The sequence below is a fragment of the Chitiniphilus shinanonensis DSM 23277 genome, assembly GCF_000374805.1.
In the GTDB taxonomy this organism is placed as follows: Bacteria; Pseudomonadota; Gammaproteobacteria; order Burkholderiales; family Chitinibacteraceae; genus Chitiniphilus; species Chitiniphilus shinanonensis.
This window is the reverse complement of record NZ_KB895345.1, coordinates 116,552-134,770: the sequence shown is the minus strand read 5'-3', so window position 1 is coordinate 134,770 and position 18,219 is coordinate 116,552. Positions and strand designations below refer to the sequence as shown.

The 18,219-nt window shown below is 66.0% G+C and carries 13 protein-coding genes and 1 pseudogene; 6 read left to right on the top strand and 8 right to left on the bottom strand.

Going from position 1 to position 18,219, the window contains the following annotated elements:
* Positions 1-159: 159 nt before the first annotated feature.
* Positions 160-465: pseudogene (locus C556_RS22310) on the top strand (integrase core domain-containing protein); the annotation flags it as partial.
* A gap of 105 nt (positions 466-570) precedes the next feature.
* Positions 571-1,782 (top strand): hypothetical protein, encoded by a 1,212-nt coding sequence (locus tag C556_RS0112540; RefSeq protein WP_018748604.1) that lies wholly within the window; start codon positions 571-573, stop codon positions 1,780-1,782.
* 370 nt (positions 1,783-2,152) lie between these two features.
* Here C556_RS0112540 and glmS read toward each other — a convergent pair whose 3' ends face one another.
* Positions 2,153-3,976, bottom strand: coding sequence for a glutamine--fructose-6-phosphate transaminase (isomerizing) (glmS, locus tag C556_RS0112535; protein ID WP_026263055.1), 1,824 nt, complete (start codon positions 3,974-3,976; stop codon positions 2,153-2,155).
* 286 nt (positions 3,977-4,262) lie between these two features.
* Here glmS and C556_RS0112530 point away from each other — a divergent pair, with 286 nt between their 5' ends.
* Positions 4,263-4,475 (top strand): hypothetical protein, encoded by a 213-nt coding sequence (locus C556_RS0112530; protein ID WP_018748602.1) that lies wholly within the window; start codon positions 4,263-4,265, stop codon positions 4,473-4,475.
* Positions 4,476-4,557: 82 nt separating this feature from the next.
* Here C556_RS0112530 and C556_RS0112525 read toward each other — a convergent pair whose 3' ends face one another.
* From C556_RS0112525 to C556_RS0112505, 4 genes are all read right to left on the bottom strand, one after another.
* Positions 4,558-6,096, bottom strand: a complete 1,539-nt coding sequence (locus C556_RS0112525) for a glycine betaine uptake BCCT transporter (RefSeq protein WP_018748601.1) — start codon at positions 6,094-6,096, stop codon at positions 4,558-4,560.
* Between the two features lie 267 nt (positions 6,097-6,363).
* Positions 6,364-7,419, bottom strand: coding sequence for a glycosyltransferase family 9 protein (locus tag C556_RS20275; protein WP_018748599.1), 1,056 nt, complete (start codon positions 7,417-7,419; stop codon positions 6,364-6,366).
* Positions 7,420-7,551: 132 nt separating this feature from the next.
* On the bottom strand, positions 7,552-8,229 hold the full coding sequence (locus C556_RS23020; protein ID WP_018748598.1) for a glycine zipper 2TM domain-containing protein: 678 nt from the start codon (positions 8,227-8,229) through the stop codon (positions 7,552-7,554).
* Between the two features lie 186 nt (positions 8,230-8,415).
* On the bottom strand, positions 8,416-9,426 hold the full coding sequence (locus C556_RS0112505) for a phytanoyl-CoA dioxygenase family protein (RefSeq protein WP_018748597.1): 1,011 nt from the start codon (positions 9,424-9,426) through the stop codon (positions 8,416-8,418).
* Between the two features lie 132 nt (positions 9,427-9,558).
* On the opposite strand from C556_RS0112505, the gene C556_RS0112500 reads away from it, so the two are divergent.
* From C556_RS0112500 to C556_RS0112490, 3 genes are all read left to right on the top strand, one after another.
* Positions 9,559-10,419, top strand: coding sequence for a helix-turn-helix domain-containing protein (locus tag C556_RS0112500; RefSeq protein WP_018748596.1), 861 nt, complete (start codon positions 9,559-9,561; stop codon positions 10,417-10,419).
* Between the two features lie 157 nt (positions 10,420-10,576).
* Positions 10,577-11,821, top strand: a complete 1,245-nt coding sequence (locus C556_RS20270; RefSeq protein WP_018748595.1) for an AI-2E family transporter — start codon at positions 10,577-10,579, stop codon at positions 11,819-11,821.
* A gap of 387 nt (positions 11,822-12,208) precedes the next feature.
* On the top strand, positions 12,209-14,233 hold the full coding sequence (locus C556_RS0112490; protein ID WP_018748594.1) for a glycosyl hydrolase family 18 protein: 2,025 nt from the start codon (positions 12,209-12,211) through the stop codon (positions 14,231-14,233).
* A gap of 267 nt (positions 14,234-14,500) precedes the next feature.
* Here C556_RS0112490 and tal read toward each other — a convergent pair whose 3' ends face one another.
* The 3 genes from tal to phoB form a co-directional block, all read right to left on the bottom strand.
* Complete coding sequence (tal, locus tag C556_RS0112485; RefSeq protein WP_018748593.1) at positions 14,501-15,580, bottom strand: transaldolase; 1,080 nt, start codon at positions 15,578-15,580, stop codon at positions 14,501-14,503.
* A 365-nt stretch (positions 15,581-15,945) separates the two neighbouring features.
* A complete protein-coding gene (gene phoR, locus C556_RS0112480) occupies positions 15,946-17,235 on the bottom strand; it encodes a phosphate regulon sensor histidine kinase PhoR (protein ID WP_018748592.1) in 1,290 nt (429 codons plus the stop codon).
* Between the two features lie 207 nt (positions 17,236-17,442).
* The gene (gene phoB / locus C556_RS0112475; RefSeq protein WP_018748591.1) at positions 17,443-18,129 is read right to left on the bottom strand and encodes a phosphate regulon transcriptional regulator PhoB; all 687 of its coding nucleotides are present in this window, start codon (positions 18,127-18,129) and stop codon (positions 17,443-17,445) included.
* Positions 18,130-18,219: the final 90 nt, after the last annotated feature.

Sequence of the window (18,219 nt, the reverse complement as noted above, 5' to 3'; positions counted from 1 at the left end):
CAGGACGGCATGAAACTGCTTGGCTATATCGATTGCCACCCAGGTTTGTGGGCGCGCAGTATTGATCTGGTCAACCATCTCGGCATCCTCCATCTGTTCAGGTCGCAACTGAAGGATGCGGAGCCTGACGATGGTTGACCACTATTCTGCAGGTACTACGGCAGCGAATTCATTTCGGTGGCGCTGGATCAATGGGCGTATGAGCACGGAGTGACGCTGGACTTCTCACGCCCCGGCAAACCCACGGATAACGCGTTCATCGAGTCGTTCAACGGGAGTCTGCGTGACGAATGTTTGAACGTGCACTGGTTTCTGTCGTTGGATGATGCGCGTGACAAAATCGAACGATGGCGACAGGATTACAACGAATTCAGGCCGCCCAGTTCGCTGGGCGACCTGACCCCGAGCGAGTTCCGACTCGCCCACCTTGAAGCCGGAAATCTCCAACTTCAACCGCTTGGTTAATTGGGAGGAGGTCATGAAGCCGGAAATCTCCAACTTCGACCGCTCGGTTAATCGGGAGGAGGTCACTTCTCTTTGAGCTTCCGGCGATCACAAGGAGTCGAACGAATGCACATACTCGCTGCACACTACAGATCTGAGTTTTTGGCTACGCCGCAGCTCGTGCGCGTCGATTATGCAAAGGGAGTGGAGGAGTTCGAAGCGACATTACTGTTGAAAGGGAGCACGCTTTTACTGAAGTATATTGTGCTAGGTACGAGCCTACGGCTCCAGTTGGGGCGCGTGAACAATCGTCTCTTCTACGCGCTCACGGTCTACGACGATGTGTTGAAACCCGCAACGCTCTGGTCAGTCGTTGAGAGTGAGTCCGAGGTCAACGCGCTGAAGGGCTTAGTCTCAGGTGAGCCTTGCCCTGTGTTTCTATTCAACGAGCTTGCTCTGAATGTTGCATGGTCCATGGGGAAGACCAATTTTCCCCCTGCGATACAAAACTGGATCAGCTGCGCAACACTTGGGACGATCGAGTACACGGCCATTGCTGAACATGTACATAACCTCTTAGAGCGGGGGTTCGAAGGCACAGCTTCACCAGATGAATTACTTTCTGCAGAGATCGAGATGCTCGAAGTGTGGCATCCGCTTTTCAATCACTTTATTACGAGTCACGGCTTCGATAACCTGATTGACCTATTTAATAGCAACGAGAGCGGTCAGCAGGAGCATCTGGCAGTGTGGCTGACGGACAATTTGCATCCGCGCAGCGTGCACCATAGTCCGCAGATCCCGAAGGGAAAAGGCACGCGGGAGCTGACGGATGTACTTCTCAGTCACGAGTACGGCGCACTACTGATTGAATCGAAAGCGCTCACTTTCTTCAACCGTGACATATTGCCTGATCGCACCAAGCTAGCTAAAGACGTATCACAGCATTTGGAAAAGGCAGTTCGCCAGCTGCGCGGAAGCATCCGACGTCTCAAGGAAGGTGTGCAGGTTACAACGCGAGCCGGCTCCGTAATCGACGTTGAGCGGTCGAAGCCAGCGCACGCCATTGTGCTGATTCCTGAGTTAGCGTTGGTCGAAAATCGGGAGAGTTATGGTCCGGCGTTCATTTCGAGCTTCATGCAGACCACGGGAGGTTTTATCCATATCTTGGATATTGCCGAGTTACTGCGCATAGTCCAAGCAGCCGAAATTATTTCACAAGCAAGCGAGAAGCTCACACCGCTGATGGCATTTGACTATTACTTGATGGAGCGGGCCAAAAAAACGCGGGATGCAGGAACGCTATGCATCGAAGTACTCTTGCGGATGCAGCCGTGAGTAGAAGTACTTCGTCCGTGTGATGCTTAATCGGCAGACAAAGATACTCTTGAATTGCTCCTGTTTCATAACCAGCTGACGGCAGGTTCCAGCATAAAGCAGATTTGAACTGCGGCTCGTCGCATTCGCAGCTTTGGCCGAGTCACGGAAAAATAGGCCCTGATCACGTAACCAGTAGCCAACCCATGAGTGAACAGCAAGGTGGTCGCGAGAAAATGTTCGACAAACTTAACGCTGGGAATTTGGTGACCGCTCTGAAAACCCGACGGACTTCTCAGTCGCCAAGTTGTGAGAAAAAGCATAGCGTTAGCAACGTTCTCTCCGACAGATTTTATTTTCCTTAATCAACGCGGGCTTCCGGTCCCGTCGCCTATTCCACCGTCACCGACTTGGCGAGGTTGCGCGGCTTGTCCACGTCGGTGCCCTTGCGGCAGGCGGTGTGGTAGGCCAGCAGTTGCAGCGGCAGCGTCATGGTCAGCGCGGCCAGGGCGCCGCCGGTCACCGGCACGGTCAGCAGCCGGTGGGCGCCGTCGAACTCGGCTTCGGTGCCCGCTTCGGCCAGCACGAACACCTTGCCGCCGCGTGCCTGCACTTCGCGCACGTTCGACGCCAGCTTGTCCAGCAGCGCGTCGTGGCTGACGCAGACGATCACCGGCATGTGCTCGTCCACCAGCGCCAGCGGGCCGTGCTTCAGTTCGCCGGCGGCGTAGCCCTCGGCGTGGATGTAGGCGATCTCCTTGAGCTTGAGCGCGCCTTCCAGGGCGATGGGGTAGAGGGTGTGGCGGCCGAGGAACAGCGTGTGGTCGTAATGCGCCAGTTCCTGCGCCCAGTGCTCGATGTCCTGCTCCAGCGCCAGCGTCTGGGCGATCTGCGCGGGCAGCGCGGCCAGTTGCCCGCCCAGGCGGTTCAGTTCGGGCTCGGCCAGGGTGGCGCGGGTGCGCGCCAGCGCCAGGGCGAACACGTGCAGCGCCACCAGCTGGGTGAGGAACGCCTTGGTCGAGGCGACGCCGACCTCGATTCCGGCCTGGGTGAGGAACAGCAGGTCGGCTTCGCGGGTGAGGGTGGCGTGGGCGACGTTGCAGATCGCCATCACCCGCACGTCGCCGCGCTCCTTGGCGGCGCGCACGGCGGCCAGCAGGTCGGCGGTCTCGCCCGACTGCGAGATAGCGACCACCAGCGTGCCGTCCTGCTCGCGGCCGTTGCGGTAGCGGTATTCGCTGGCGATGTCGACGCTGACCGGCAGGCCGGTCCATTCCTCGATCCAGTAACGGGCGACCAGGCCGGCGTGGTAGCTGGAGCCGCAGGCGACGATGCGCACGGCGGGCGCGCGGGCGAAAGCGTCGTCGGCGCCGTGGCCGAACAGCTCGGCGCGGCAGCCCAGCTCCAGCGCGCGCGCCAGGGTGTCGGTGACGGCGCCGGGTTGCTCGAAGATCTCCTTCTGCATGAAATGGCGGTACTGGCCCAGCTCGGCGGAATCGGCGGCCACGTCCACGGTGCGCGCCGGGCGCTCGACGCTGGCGCCGTCCTGGTCGACGATGCGGATCGCGTCGCGGGTCAGCTCGGCGATGTCGCCGTCCTCCAGGTGGATCATGCGCTGGGTCAGCGGCAGCAACGCGGCGATGTCGGAGGCGAAGAAGCGCTCGCCGAAGCCCAGCCCCAGCACCAGCGGGCTGCCGCGCCGGGCGCACACCACGCGCTCCGGATGGTCGCGGCAGACCACGCCGATGGCGAAGGCGCCTTGCAGCCGCGCCATGGCGGCGCGCACCGCCGTCGGCAGGTCGTCGGTGTCGCGCAGCGCGTGATGGATCAGGTGGGCGATGGTTTCGCTGTCGGTGTCGGAGGTGAAGCGATAACCCAGGCTGCTCAGTTCGTCGCGCAGCGCGCGATGGTTCTCGATGATGCCGTTGTGCACGATCAGCACGTTGTCGCCGCCCAGGTGCGGATGGGCGTTGGCCTCGTTGGGCTCGCCGTGGGTGGCCCAGCGGGTGTGCGCCACGCCACACCGCCCGCTCAGCGCCTCGGCGCGCTGCGCCAGTTCGGCGACGCGCCCGGCGACGCGCAACCGCGTCATGTCGCTGTTGTCCACCAGCGCCAGGCCGCTGGAATCGTATCCCCGGTACTCCAGGCGGGTCAGCCCGGCCAGCAGCATGGGCACTACATTCCGATCCGAAATTGCACCAACGATTCCACACATGAAAAGCCACTCCGATGTTGCTTCGCACAAAAATCTACGTGTGGAAACCTTGGGTTGTCGTTACAGAAAATCCCCTAAGGGTTGAGCTTCCGCCGAACGTGTTTGTAAGCAAATGACAAATTCTTCACATCCGACCAGTGGCGGCCAATCACCCCCGAAAGCATGGTCTAGATTGGAATTAACGTGAAGCGAGAGAGGAAATACGATGCACGTACTAGCCTTGGGGGTTGTGGGTGTCCGCCTCTATGCCAGAATATTGACGTCAGATTCGGATAAGCCTGATGAATTGGCCGACAATCTGGTGGACGAGATCAACTGCTACATGCCTCGGGCCACCCCCGCCGAGCAGCAGTTGCTGTTCCAGCTCGCGTGCGAGGTGCACGAGGTGTTCGGCGAGTCGTTCGAACGCGTCGACGAGCTGTCGTATCGCCTGCAGGCCGTCGATCTGGTCAACGACCTGCTGAGCAAGGCCCGCGAATTGCCCCAGCTGGGGTTGTGACGCGTCGCGGGCCGTGAACGGAGACCGGACCGGCGCCTAGGGTGAATCGGCCTTCGCACCTGCGGTTGAAGGTCGATTCGCCCTAGCCCGGGGGCGGTTCCGCCCCCTGGCGCAACAGGCGATCGACCGCGTGCCGCCGCTCGCGCTCGCGCAACTGGCGGCTGCGGTCGTCTTCGTTCAGCGCCTTGTACAGCGCCACGCACAAGCCCACCATCACCACCGCGAACGGCAGCGCGGCGACGATCGACAGTGTCTGCAACGCCTTCAGCCCACCGGTGAACAGCAGCACGATGGCCATGGCCGCCATCACCACGCCCCAGATCACCTTGGTCCGCGCCGGCGGGTTGTGATTGCCCCGCGCCGACAACATCCCCAGCACGAAGGTGGCCGAATCGGCCGAGGTCACGAAGAAGCACGCGATCAGCACCAGTGCCACCCCGCTGGCGAGATGCCGTAGCGGCAGCTGCTGCAACAGTGCGAACAGGGTTTCGGAGTAGTCGTGCGCCTGCACCGCCAGCAGGTCCACGCTGTGGAACATCTGCTGGTGCAGCGCGGTGCCGCCGAAGGCGGCGAACCAGATGAAGCTGAACAGGGTGGGCGCCAGCAGCACGCCCATCACGAATTCGCGGATGGTGCGACCCTTGGACACGCGTGCGATGAAGATGCCCACGAACGGCGCCCAGGTGATCCACCACGCCCAGTAGAACAGCGTCCAGTCCGCCACCCAGGTGCCCTGGCTGAACGGTGTCAGGCGCAGGCTCATGCCGGCCAGGTTGTGCAGGTAGCTGCCGAGGGTGGTGGTCATCGATTCGACGATGAACAGCGTCGGCCCGCAGGCGACGACGAAGGCCAGCAGCAGCAACGCCAGCGCGACGTTGGCGTTGGACAGCCACTTGATGCCGCGCTCCACGCCGGTCAGCGACGACAGCAGCGCGGCGCCGACCGCCACCAGGATGATGACCACGTGCAGCAGATCGCTGTCGGGCAGGCCGAACAGGTTGCGCAGGCCGCCGGCGATCTGCAGGGTGCCCAGCCCCAGCGAGGTGACCACGCCGCAGGCGGTGGCCAGCACCGCCAGCACGTCGATGGCGCGCCCCAGGCTGCCGCTCACCCGCTGGCCGAACAGGGGACGGAACGCCTCGCTGATCAGCACCGGCAGGTTGCGGTTGAAGCTGAAGTACGCAATCGCCAGCCCCATCACGCCGTAGATGGCCCACGGATGCAGCCCCCAGTGGAAGAAGGTGAAGCGCAACGCGTTGCGTGCGGCGTCGGGCGTCAGGGCTTCGCCCACCGGCGGCGTGGCGTAGTGCGCCAGCGGTTCGGCCGCGCCCCAGAACACCAGGCCGATGCCCATGCCGGCGGCGAACAGCATCGAGAACCACGACAGCCGCGAGAACTGCGGCTCGGCATCCTCGCCGCCCAGGCGGATGCTGCCGAAGCGGCCGAACGCCAGGTAGATGGCGAACAGCAGGAAGCCGAACACCGCCAGCAGGTAGAACCAGCCGAAGTGCGTGATGGTGAACCCCAGCATCGACTGGGTGGCCGCGCTCATCGCATCGGGCCATAACGCGCCCCAGGCGACGAACAATGCGGCGATCAGGACCGCGATCATGAAAACCATAAGCTATGCCTCGATGTCGGGAAACGGGCGATGCCGAAGCGGCCGCGCCAGGCGCGCGGACAGGAATCGGCGGGCGGCGGCGCAGGGCTGCGCCGCGAGGGGCCGGGCAACCGTCCGAAGACGGGCACGCCGTCGGGCATGGCCGCGCCGGGCGTGGCGGAGGATGGCGTCGGTCGCATGGATGGCGCTGCCATCCCGGCCCCTGTCACCGCTTTCCGGTGGTGGGAATCGTCCTAGGATACCGGCGATGAAGCCGGCATAAGCCGGTCAAGTGAAATATTTTTGGGCAAATGCATATGCGCCGGGCGCCTCGGCCAGTGCGTCGCGCCATGCCTGCCAGCAGCGGCCGGCCTGCTGCAACTGCGCATCGCTGGCGGCGTGGTGCAGGCCGCGCAACTGTCCGTCCCGATCGAGCTGCACCGCGTGGCAGGCGGGGTAATCGCGCACTCGCAAGGTCGGGTCGATGCCCATGAAGAACGCCAGGGTGGGGCGTTCGAAGCCGGCGGCCAGGTGGAGTGGCGCGCTGTCGGTGGCGACCACCAGCGCGGCGCCGGCCACCGTGGCCAGCAAGTGAGTCAGGTCGCACGACCAGGTGGCGATGTCGCGATAACCCGGCACCGGCAGCGGGCCAAAGCCCAGCACCGCGTGACCTTGCGCCAGCAGGGCGCGCGCGAGGTCGGCGGCCACGGTGTCGGGCATGCGCCGCAGCGGCGAGCTGGCGCCGGGGCACAGCAGCACGTAGCGCTGCGGCCAGTCGGCGGGGCGCTGGGGCAGGGCGATGTCGCGCAGCCAGCGGTTGGTCTTGTCGGCGGCCGGCATCGCGGCCGGGCCCAGGCCCAGGCTGTCGAGAAAGAAGTCCACCATCGGCAGCCGGTCGAACGCGGGGCGGTACATGAAGTCGGCCAGGTCGATCACTAGCCCGTCGTCCAGCGCGGACAGGGGTTGCGGCAGGTAGTGGACGGTCAGCCAGGGGGCGAGTGCATAGAGCTGCTCGACGTAGGCCGGCGCGTGCGGGGAGCGGTACAGGTGCAACGCGCAGTCCGGCCGGGCGCGATGCAGCCAGTGCAGCACCGACAGGCCGATCACCGAATCGCCCAGCGCCACGCCCATGCCGTTCACCAGGTGCAGCGCGCGCCCGGGATGATGATCCAGGCGGAACGGTGCGCGGTCGGCGTTGAGCGCGGGGCGCACCTGGCTCAACGGGACAAAGCGCGCGGGCGGTTCGTCCAGGAACGCCAGATCGTAGGGCAGCCACAGCGCGCCCGAGGCGTGGACCAGTGCTTGCCCGGTCAGCGCCGGCGGCAGGGGGGATGATGGCGGCATGGCGCGATTGTAGCCGCGTGCGCCGCGCCAACGACAACCCCGGCCGGAGCCGGGGTCGTCATCAGGGCGAATCGACTTTCAAACGCGGGTGCGAAGGTCGATTCGCCCTCGCACCTGGAAGGGTCGCGCAGATCAGTACTGCACGATGTCGTTGCCGCTGGCGCGGACGCGGTCGCCCTGGGCGAACGGCGGCTGTTGCTGGTAGCTGTAGGTGCGGCTGCTGCCGTCCTCGAAGGCGACGTCCACTTCATAGACGGTGGTCTTGCGCACCTGCTTCTCGATCTGGTGGCCGGCGACCGCGCCGCCGATGGCGCCGAGCACGGTGGCGACATCCTTGCCGCGCCCCTTGCCGACCTGGTGGCCCAGCACACCGCCGACCACGCCACCGGCGACGGCGCCGCCACCGCTGGCCTCGCCGGCCTGTTCCACCGCGCGCACCGCGACCACGCGGCCGCACTCATAGCAGACCTGTTTGGTCGGTTCGGGCGCCGGCTGCACCGGGGCCGATTCGGGGCGCGGCGTGACCTTGGGCTTCTTGGGCTTCGGCGTCGGGGTGGGCGTCGGCGTGGGCTGCGGTGTCGGCGTCGCGGTGGGTTCGGGCGTCGGGCTGGGCGTCGGCTCCAGCGTGGGGGTGAGGGTCACCGGCGCGGACGGCGCGACGCTGGCCGGGATGCTGGCGACCGGCATGGGGGCGTCGGGCTTGCCGATGAAACCCAGCCAGTGCGCGGTCGCGGCGGCGGCGGCGACGATGACGGCCACGGCGGCGGCCAGTACCAGCGGATGGGGTTTGTTCGAAGTCGGGGTGGTCATGTCGTTTCTCCTTGCTCTGTCTCTGTTATATCCGCCCCACTGGGCGTTATGGACGTTAACAATGTCACCCGGATGCGGATGACAGGCCAGTGATAGCCGGCACAACGACGGAGGCATTTTTCACGGGCGACACGAAACGGCCCGGCGCGAAGGCCGGGCCGGGCGGGGAAACGCACGGGAAGCCGCTCAGGGCTGCGCCACTGCCTCCAGGTTGGCCGGGTCGAGCACCACGCGGTTGTCCGCCCAGCGCCGCAGGCCGAGGATGCGCTGGCCCAGCTCGCTCAGCGTGGCACGCGGGTAACGGGTCTGCTCCCACTGGCGCGGATCGCCCGGGAAGGCGTAGCCCTGCGCCGGCTCGCGGCGATACCAGCTGCCGATGCGCCAGTCGCGCAGGGCGTGGTTGCCCTCGTTGGCCGGGGTGAACGAAATGTACTGCGCCAGGCGGGCGCGGTCGGTGGAGGTATTCGGCCGGATGCCGTGCGCCAGCAGGCTGTTGAAGATCAGCAGGTCGCCGGCCTGCATCGGGATGAACTGCACCGGCCAGGGCACGCTGTCCAGGTCGGGGCGCCACGGGTTGCGGTCGGCCGGGGCGCTGGCACGCCAGCTTTCCAGGTGTTCGAACAGTTCGGGGATGCACTGGAAGCCGCCGCCTTGCTCGCTGGTGTCCGACAGTGCGAGCACGCCCTGCACGTTGACCGGCAGCGGGGTGAGCGAGGTGTCGGCGTCCCAGTGGATGAAGCCGCCGAACTTGCGCGCGCCGTGGTTGGGGGTGTTGAGGTTGGCGCGGTCGATGGTCACCCACAGGTCTTCGCGGTCCCAGATGTCGACGAAGGCGTCGTAGACGCGCTGGGTCTGGCGGTTGTCCCACAGCGTCTGGTTCTGGTAGGTCTCGACCATGCCCGAGCCGTTCAGCTCGCGCATCTCGTTGTCGCGCAACTGCGGACGGTTCCAGGCGGCCGGGTCGTTCGGGTCCAGCTCCTGGAATTCCCAGAGGAAGGCGGCGGTGCGTGCCGCCTGTTCGGCGGGCACCGCGTGCTTGACCACCACGTAGCCGTAGCGCTGCCAGTGCGCGAAATCGGCCTCGCTGAGCACGCGCAGCGGCAGGTGTTTCTTCAGGGTGTGCAGCGGGGGCTGTTCCAGGTAGGCGACCGAGGGGTTGCCGGGGCGGTTGTCGCCGTAGCCGTATCGATTGTCCATCGTGTTGATCTCCAGGATGCCGTCATCAGCGCGGCAGTACGGCGATTGTGGACACCGCCCGCCCGGGCGATTTCACCGTCAGCGACCAGCATTGATACGATCGTGACGTGTTTTGTCGTGATTGAGGTCAGGATGCGCCCGCAATTCGAACATGTCGCCGTGCCGGCCGGGCAGTCGTGGGCGCTGTTGTGGCGCGAGCTGCCCGACCTGCCGTTCCTGTGGCACTACCATCCCGAGTTCGAGCTGACGCTTACCCTCAATGCGCGCGGTCAGCGCTACGTGGGCGACGACCTGGCCGACTTCGACGACGGTGACCTGGTGCTGGTCGGGCCGAACCTGCCGCACACCTGGTCGGCGCAGCAGCGGCTGGACGAAGCGCGGCCGATGCTGGCCATCGTGGTCTGGTTCAGTCGCGACTGGCTGGCCGGATTGATCCGCGCGCTGCCCGAACTGGCGCCGTTGTGGGCGCTGGCCACGGGGGCCGGTCGCGGCCTGTGCTTTTCGCCATCGACGGCGCGGGCGGTGCGCGCGTTGCTGCCGGGCCTGCACGACCGCGATGCGGCGCAGCGCCAGCCGCTGTTGCTGGAAGTGCTGCTCTTGCTGGCCGCCGACGCCGAGGCGCGGCCGCTGGCATCGTCCGGGCTGGGCGCGGTGGAGGCCGACCAGCAGCGCGAGCGCATCGGCAAGGTGCTCGACCATCTGCACGCGCACTTCCACGAGGAGATCGCGGTGGACGAGCTGGCGCGCCGTGCCGCGCTCTCCACCGGCGCCTTCCACCGCTTCTTCAAGCGCCACACCTTGCAGACCGTGCTGGGCTACGTCACGCAGTTGCGCATCGGCCACGCCTGCCAGCAATTGATCCAGACCGACAAGCCGGTCGGCGTGGTGGCCGAGCAGGCCGGCTGGCGCAACCTGGCGCACTTCAACCGCCAGTTCCGCGCCCACAAGGGCGTGACGCCCCGCGAATTCCGCGCGCGCTACCGAACCGGGTGAACGGCGCCGCCGCTGGGCACGGCCTCCGGGCCGGTCGCGGACGACCGATCGCGGCGCTGGCGACCGGTGTGGGGCGCTTGCATCGTGCTGCATGCCGGTGTCGGCGCCTGTAGCACAGCGCTGCTAGAATTCCTGCACTTTCCTTCCAGGACCCGACATGAATCCCCAACCGACCCCTCGCTGGATCGAACCCGCCATCGCCGCCGGCGTGGTCGTGGTGCTGCTGGCGCTGTCCTACCAGGTGTTGGCCCCGTTCATCGCCGCGCTGGTGTGGGCGGGCATCCTGGTCTACGCCACCTGGACGCCCTACCTGTGGCTGTCGCGCAAGCTGGGCGAGCGGCGCACTGTCGCCGCCATGTTGCTGGTGCTGCTGTTCGCGTTGCTGATCCTGGTGCCGCTGATCGTGGCGGGCGTGGAGCTGTCGCTCAACCTCGACGAAATCGTCGCCTGGGCGCGCAGCAAGCTCAACGGCGGATTGCCCGACCTGCCGACGTGGCTGGTGGGGCTGCCGTGGTTCGGGCCGAAGCTGGCGGAGTTCTGGGGCGAACTGAACGCGGGCGACCCGGAGACCCTGGCGCGCATCCACGAATGGATGAAGCCGCTGGGCGGCTTCCTGATCGTGTTCGGCAAGGCGGTGGGCAGCGGCCTGCTGCTGCTGGTGCTCAGCCTGTTCTTCTCGTTTTTCCTCTATGTCAGCGGGCATTCCTTCGTGAAATGGCTGATGGCCGCGCTGCGCCGCATCGGCGGCGAGCGGGCGCAGGCGTTGATGAAGCTGGCGGGCGGAACGGTGCGCGGCGTGGTGTACGGCTTCATCGGCACCGCGCTGGTGCAGGGGGCGCTGGCGTGGTTCGGCTACTGGCTGGCCGGCGTGCCGAACGCGGCGGCGTTCGGGCTGGTGTCGTGCTTCCTGTCGCTGATCCCCGGCGGTCCCAGCCTGCTGGGCCTGCCGGTCGCGGCCTGGCTCTATATGCAGGGCCATAGCGGCTGGGCGGTGTTCCTGGCGATCTGGATGGTGGCGGTGGTGGCGTCGGCCGACAACGTGGTCAAGCCGCTGGTGATTGGCAAGGAGAGCAACCTGCCGTTCGTGCTGATCCTGATCGGGGTGTTGGGCGGGGCGCTGGCGTGGGGCATGCTCGGGGTGTTCCTCGGCCCGACCTTGCTGGCGGTGAGCTTCACCCTGCTGCGCAACTGGGCGGCCACGCCCACGCTGGCCGAGGCCGAGGCGGCGATGACGCCGCCGGCCGATACCCTGGCCGAAGCGGTGGCGGTGGCCACCGGCCGACGCCGTACCGAGCACGCCGATCCCATCGTGCCGATCTACCCGCCCGAGCCGCAACGGCCGGTCGAGCCGCCCGCGGCGAACGATCCGTCGTCCGACGGCCCGCCGCTCAAAACAGACTGATCAGCCAGCCACCCAGGCCACCCGCGAAAATCGCATATCCCAGCGCCCTTTGCACCTTGTGCAGGGCGCTGCGGCCCGTTGTATTCCGTTGTTCCATGATGGCGCTCCCATACTTTGCTCACACCCATTATTGAGAATTGTTCTCGCCAATGGAAGTTGATTGTTTCTATGGGTGTTATAGCCTGCATGGTGCGTATGTGTGCATACCACTTCATGTCAAAAATCTAATATTTACCATCCGTCTTTTGGTTTTTACCTTTGGTCAACGCCAGTGTTGTAGCGGCTTTGGGTCGTCGTAGCATCGCCCGGCCGATTGGTCTGGAGTCGCGCTTTAGAAAAATACCAGTTGGACCAATAAGGTTTTTCGAACTTTGGAGGATGGATGAAATGAAACGCACGCAGTTCGCTCGTCGTCAGGGTCTCGCCGCCCTGATCGTCGGCCTCTGTCTGTCGGCCAGCGTCTTTGCCGCGCCGGCCTGGCAAGAGGGCAGCACCTACACCGCGGGCACCGTGGTCAGCTACAACGGCCACGACTACAAGGCCCTGGTGACCCACACCGCCTATACCGGCGCCAACTGGAACCCGGCCGGTACGCCGACCCTGTGGCAGGACCTGGGCGCCAGCAGCAGCACGCCGACTCCGACCCCGGTGGTGACCCCCACGCCGACGCCCGTCGTGACGCCGACCCCGACGCCGGTCGTCACCCCGACGCCCACTCCCGTGGTCACCCCGACCCCGACTCAGGTCGTGACCCCGACCCCGGCCGGCACCTGCTACCAGGCCTGGACCAGCGGCGGCGTCTACACCGGCGGCGCCCGCGTCACCTACAACGGCGTGAACTACGAGGCCAAGTGGTGGACGCAAGGCGACAACCCGGCGCAATCCGGTGACTGGGGTGTGTGGAAGAACCTGGGCAACTGCTCGGGCGGCACCACGCCGACCCCGACGCCGACGCCTGTCGTGACGCCGACTCCGACGCCCGTGGTCACCCCGACCCCGACGCCGATCGTGACGCCGACGCCGACTCCGGTCGTGACGCCCACCCCGACCCCGGTCGTCACCCCGACGCCGACCCCGGTCACGCCCACTCCGACGCCGGGCGGCGATACCCCCGCGCCGACCAAGGCGCAGGTCGGTTCGTACTTCACCCAGTGGGGCGTGTACGACAGCGCGTTCTTCGTGAAGCACGTCGACGACAGCGGTGCGGCGGCCAAGCTCACCTTCGTCAACTACGCCTTCGGCAACATCTACAAGAAGGCGGACGGCACCTACCAGTGCGATAGCGGCATCAACAAGCTGGAACCGGGCTCGACCAACGAGAACGATCCGCAGGCCGGCACCGGTGGCGACGCCTGGGCCGATTACCAGATGGATTACGCCGCCAAGGATTCGGTGGATGGCGTGGCCGACGTGTGGGAAAACTCCCTCAAGGGCAACTTCAACCAGCTGAAGAAGCTGAAGAAGAAGTACCCGAACCTGAAGGTGCTGATCTCGCTGGGCGGCTGGACCTGGTCCAAGTGGTTCTCCGCGGCGGCTGCCACGCCCGAGCTGCGTCAGAAGCTGGTGTCCTCGTGCATCGACGTCTACATCAAGGGCAACCTGAAGAAGTCGGATGGGGATCCCGCGGGCGGCACCGGCGCCGCGGCCGGCATCTTCGACGGCATCGACATCGACTGGGAATACCCGGGCGGCGGCGGCCAGCCGTACAACACCGCCTCGGCGGCCGACAAGCAGAACTTCTCGCTGCTGCTCAAGGAGTTCCGCACCCAGCTGAACGCCCTTGGTTCGCAGTACCTGCTGACCGTGGCCATCGGCGCCGGTAGCGACAAGATCGTCAACACCGATCCGGCCGAATACACCCGTTACCTGAACTGGGTGAACGTCATGACCTATGACTTCCACGGCAGCTGGGACGGCGCTGGTCCGACGAACTTCCACTCGCACCTGTACCCCGATCCGGCCGATCCGGCCACCGGCACCACCGCCGGGACGTACAACATCTCCAACGCGGTGGACAAGCTGCTGGCTGGCGGCATGCCGGCCAACAAGGTGGTGTTGGGTATCCCGTACTACGGGCGTGGCTGGGGCGGCGTGAAGGCCGGCCCGAACGGCGACGGCCTGTACCAGGCGTCCACCAGTGCGGCGGCCAAGGTCGGTACCAGCACCGAAGCCGGCTACGGCGACTACAAGGCGCTGGTGACGGCTCCGGGGACCAAGCGTTACCACCCGGTGACCAAGCAGCTGTACCAGTACGACGGCAGCAACTGGTGGAGCTACGACGACGCCACCACCATCCGCACCAAGATCCAGTACCTGAAGAGCAAGGGGCTCAACGGTCTGTTCAGCTGGTCGCTGGATGCGGACGACGCCAACGCCACCCTGACCAAGGCCATGAGCGAAGTCCAGCAGTAAGGGCGGCGGACAAGACCCCCGCTTCTGGCCTGGGTTTTGTCCACTGCTCCCAGTGTTGTACCCGGCGCGTCTTCGGGCGCGCCGGTGGGGCTCGCCGCAGGCGACGGTGGCGGGCTCCGACCCCGGCCTTCGGGTCGGATTCTCCTTCTATGGACGCGCCCACGCGCGATCCCTCGACGACGGGCCCCGTGCCCGTCTTTTTTTTGCCCGGCGCGGGCAACAAAAAACCGGCCCTGGGGCCGGTTTTTTGTCGATGCGATCGACCGATCAGGCGGTCAGTTGCAGCAGCTTCTCGAACGCTTCGTCGAACAGCTTCAGCCCTTCCTGTTGCAGCTGCTCGCCGACGCGGTTGAAGTCGAAGCCCAGCTTGCGCAACTGGCCCAGCACCAGCACCGCTTCCTCGATGCCGGTATCCAGCTTGCTCTGCGCCACGCCGTGGTCGCGGAAGGCGTCCAGCGTCGCATCCGGCACGGTGTTCACGGTGTCGGCGCCGATCAGCTCCTCGACGTACATGGTGTCGCGGTAGGCCGGGTTCTTGGTGCCGGTGGACGCCCACAGCAGGCGCTGCGGATGCGCGCCGGCGGCCTTCAGTGCCTTGAAGCGGGTGCCGTTGAACAGCTGCTTGTAGTGCTGGTACGCCACCTTGACGAAGGCGATGGCGGCCTTGCCGCGCAGCGCCAGCGCTTCCGGGGTGCCGAGAGCGTCCAGCTGCTTGTCCAGCAGCACGTCGACGCGGGACAGGAACACCGAGGCGACGGCGCGCACGTGGTCGATCGGCAGGCCGGCGGCGCGACGGGTTTCCAGGCCGCGGATATAGGCGGTGAGCACGTCGTCGGTGTGCTTCAGGCTGAACATCAGGGTGATGTTGACGTTGATGCCGTCGGCGATCAGTTGCTCGAAGGCGAGCACGCCGGCCTGGGTGGCGGGCACCTTGATCATGGCGTTGGGGCGGTTGACCTCGGCCCACAGGCGGTGGGCGGCGTCGATGGTGCCCTGGGTGTCGTTGGCCAGGAAGGGCGAGACTTCCAGGCTGACGTAGCCGTCGAGGCCTTCGCTGGCGCGGTATTGGGGCAGGTTGAGGTCGCAGGCGGCCTGGACGTCGGGGACGACCAGCAGTTCATAGCGGCGTTCGGCGGAGAGGTTCTGCTTCTTCAGTTCGGCCAGGTCGCCGGTGTAGAGCGGGTCGGAGGAGATGGCCTTGTAGAAGATGGCGGGGTTGGAGGTGACGCCGGCGATGGCGTCGTCGTCGAGGAGCTTTTGCAGTGCGCCGGACTGCAACAGGCCGCGGGACAGGTTGTCCAGCCAGATGCGTTGGCCCAGGGGTTTGATGGCGGCGATCTTGCTCATGACGAAACACCTCACTGATTGAAGTCGGTAAAAGAAAGCGTCGCCACAGGACGGCGACATCAGCGCGCATTATCCGCCATGGCCGGGCGTTTGGCATTTGCGGGAGCGCAAGGAGCCGCGTGCGGGGGATCACTGGTTGTTGCTAATCGACGTTCCGCAAGCCCCCGGCAAAGCCGGGTGCGTATCCGGTATGGCATGCGGGCACGGCTCCTTTTTTGTTTACCCCACTCCCCCCGCCCTCGCCGCCGCGAGGGAGCCTCGCGATGCTCGGAGGTGGCCGTTTCAAGGCTCGCCGATGATGGGCATCCTGGAGTGGGTGGTTGCGGGGGCCGGCAGCCATGACCACGGCCTGCCGGCGATGATTTTCAATCGACCAGCAGGCGATGCTCGGGAAAGCGCGCGGCGAATTCGCTGCCTTCGCCGGGCTTGGATTTCACCGCCAGCTGCGCCTGATGGCGTTGCAGGATGTGCTTGACGATGGCCAGCCCCAGCCCGGTGCCGCCGGTGGAGCGCGAGCGGCCGCGATCGACGCGATAGAAGCGCTCGGTCAGGCGCGGGATATGCTCGGGCGCGACGCCGATGCCGCTGTCGCGCACCGCGAACACCGGCAGCCCCTGTTCCAGGCGCCACGCCAGGCCGATGGTGCCGCCGGGCGGGGTGTAGCGGATGGCGTTGGAGACCAGATTGCCCAGCGCCGAATGCAGTTCGTCGTGGTTGCCGATCAACCGCGCCGGCGCGATCTCGTCGACCGAGATCTGGTGCCGCCCCTGCGACAGTCCCTCGGCCTCGGCCTGCAACAGCCGCATCAGCTGCGGCACGTCCACTTCCTCTTCCTTCAGCTGCTGGCCGTTCTCCAGGCGCGACAGCGTCAGCAGGTCGTCCACCAGCCGCTGCATGCGCTGGGTCTGTTCCACCATCAGTTGCAGTTGCTGCGCCCGGGTGCGTTCTTCCATCTCCGGCATGTCCATCATGGTTTCGGCGAAGCCGCCGACCACGGTCAGCGGCGTGCGCAACTCGTGCGAGACATTGGCGATGAAGTCGCGGTGCACCATCTGGACGCGGTCCAGCTGGGTGATGTCGCGCGACAGCAGCAGCTTGCGGGTGGAATCGAACGGCACCAGCTGCACCGACAGCACCTGCTCGGTGGGGCGGGTGGTGCGCAGGATCTGCGGGTGGGCGAAGTCCTGGGTGCGCAGGTATTCGCGCAGCGCCGGTTGGCGCACGATGTTGGTCACCACCTGCCAGACGTCCGAGCGGCGGTCGATGCCGAGATGGACGGTGGCGGCGTGGTTGCACCATTCGATGCGGTCGTGCTCGTCGAGGATGATCACCCCGTCGGGCAGCGCCTCGCCGGCGCTGGTGAAGCGCTCCAGCGTATTGGACAGCTTGTCCTGGTTCTTCTGCTGGGCGCGAATCTGCGCGTACAGCCGGTCGAACACCTCCTGCCACAGCAGGAAGCTGGTCGGCACGTTGTCGACGCGCGGCTGGCACACCCAGCGGAACAGCCGCCCCAGGTTGTAGAGGTGGAACCCCACCGACAGCGCCAGCAGTCCGCAGGCCAGGGTCAGCCCGAGGACATTGCCCCAGACCGCGCCGACGAACAGCGAGACCAGGGCCACGGTCAGGTAGTAGATGATCGAACGCAACCAGAGCATGCGGAGTTCCGACGCGAGAGGGTGGGGTTGGCTGGATGGCCCCGCGTCAGGCGCGGGCTGATGGCTCGGACGTGGTTCGACCGTCGTGGGTTCCACCTGGCCGGCGGGTCGCAGTGCGGACACATCCATCGGAAGCCCCATGGTGCCGGGATTCTATTACGGTTGTAGCGGCACGGCGGCCGGGTTCGCGCCGCGGCGCCGCTCGCCTCAATGTGCGGAGAGCCGGTAGCCGGTGCCGCGCACCGTCTGGATCAGCTTGTCGTAGCCGCTGGCTTCCAGCGCCGAGCGCAGGCGACGGATGTGCACGTCGACGGTGCGTTCCTCGACGAACACGTGGTCGCCCCACACCTGGTCGAGCAGTTGCGAGCGCGAGTGCACGCGCTCCGGGTGGGTCATGAAGAAGTGCAGCAGGCGGAACTCGGTGGGGCCCAGCTCGATGGCGGCGTTGTTGCCGGTGACGCGATGGGTGGCCGGGTCCAGGCGCAGGCCCTGCACCTCGACCAGGTCGTCGGTGATCTGCGGCGAGCGGCGGCGCAGCACGGCCTTGATGCGCGCCTGCAACTCGCGCGGCGAGAACGGCTTGGTGATGTAGTCGTCGGCGCCGGTCTCCAGCCCGACGATCTTGTCCTGTTCGTCCGACCGCGCGGTCAGCATGATCAGCGGGATCGCCCGGGTGCGTTCCTCGCCGCGCAGCTTGCGGGCGAAGTCGATGCCGGACATGCCGGGCAGCATCCAGTCGAGCAGGATCAGGTCGGGCAGGGCGTGGCGCACGATCTGCTGGGCCGATTCCACCGAGTCGGCTCGCATCACGTGGTGGCCGGCTTGCGACAGGTTGAAGGCGATCAGTTCCTGGATGGCGGGTTCGTCTTCGACGAGCAGGATATTGGCGGGCATGCGCTACCTCGGGGGCAGGGGCGTTGGGAATGTTGCGAGATTAAGGCTCGACTGTGAACGTAATATTACAAGTCCGCGTTGGCGTAGCCG

What these genes read in the sequence shown, in the direction of transcription:
- C556_RS20270 (WP_018748595.1), top strand. Translation starts at nt 10,577, where the DNA reads ATGAATCCCCAACCGACCCCTCGCTGGATCGAACCCGCCATCGCCGCC.
- C556_RS0112500 (WP_018748596.1), top strand. Translation starts at nt 9,559, where the DNA reads ATGCGCCCGCAATTCGAACATGTCGCCGTGCCGGCCGGGCAGTCGTGG.
- tal (WP_018748593.1), bottom strand. Translation starts at nt 15,580, where the DNA reads ATGAGCAAGATCGCCGCCATCAAACCCCTGGGCCAACGCATCTGGCTG.
- C556_RS0112505 (WP_018748597.1), bottom strand. Translation starts at nt 9,426, where the DNA reads ATGGACAATCGATACGGCTACGGCGACAACCGCCCCGGCAACCCCTCG.
- C556_RS0112490 (WP_018748594.1), top strand. Translation starts at nt 12,209, where the DNA reads ATGAAACGCACGCAGTTCGCTCGTCGTCAGGGTCTCGCCGCCCTGATC.
- glmS (WP_026263055.1), bottom strand. Translation starts at nt 3,976, where the DNA reads ATGTGTGGAATCGTTGGTGCAATTTCGGATCGGAATGTAGTGCCCATG.
- C556_RS0112540 (WP_018748604.1), top strand. Translation starts at nt 571, where the DNA reads ATGCACATACTCGCTGCACACTACAGATCTGAGTTTTTGGCTACGCCG.
- C556_RS23020 (WP_018748598.1), bottom strand. Translation starts at nt 8,229, where the DNA reads ATGACCACCCCGACTTCGAACAAACCCCATCCGCTGGTACTGGCCGCC.
- C556_RS0112525 (WP_018748601.1), bottom strand. Translation starts at nt 6,096, where the DNA reads ATGGTTTTCATGATCGCGGTCCTGATCGCCGCATTGTTCGTCGCCTGG.
- C556_RS20275 (WP_018748599.1), bottom strand. Translation starts at nt 7,419, where the DNA reads ATGCCGCCATCATCCCCCCTGCCGCCGGCGCTGACCGGGCAAGCACTG.
- phoB (WP_018748591.1), bottom strand. Translation starts at nt 18,129, where the DNA reads ATGCCCGCCAATATCCTGCTCGTCGAAGACGAACCCGCCATCCAGGAA.
- phoR (WP_018748592.1), bottom strand. Translation starts at nt 17,235, where the DNA reads ATGCTCTGGTTGCGTTCGATCATCTACTACCTGACCGTGGCCCTGGTC.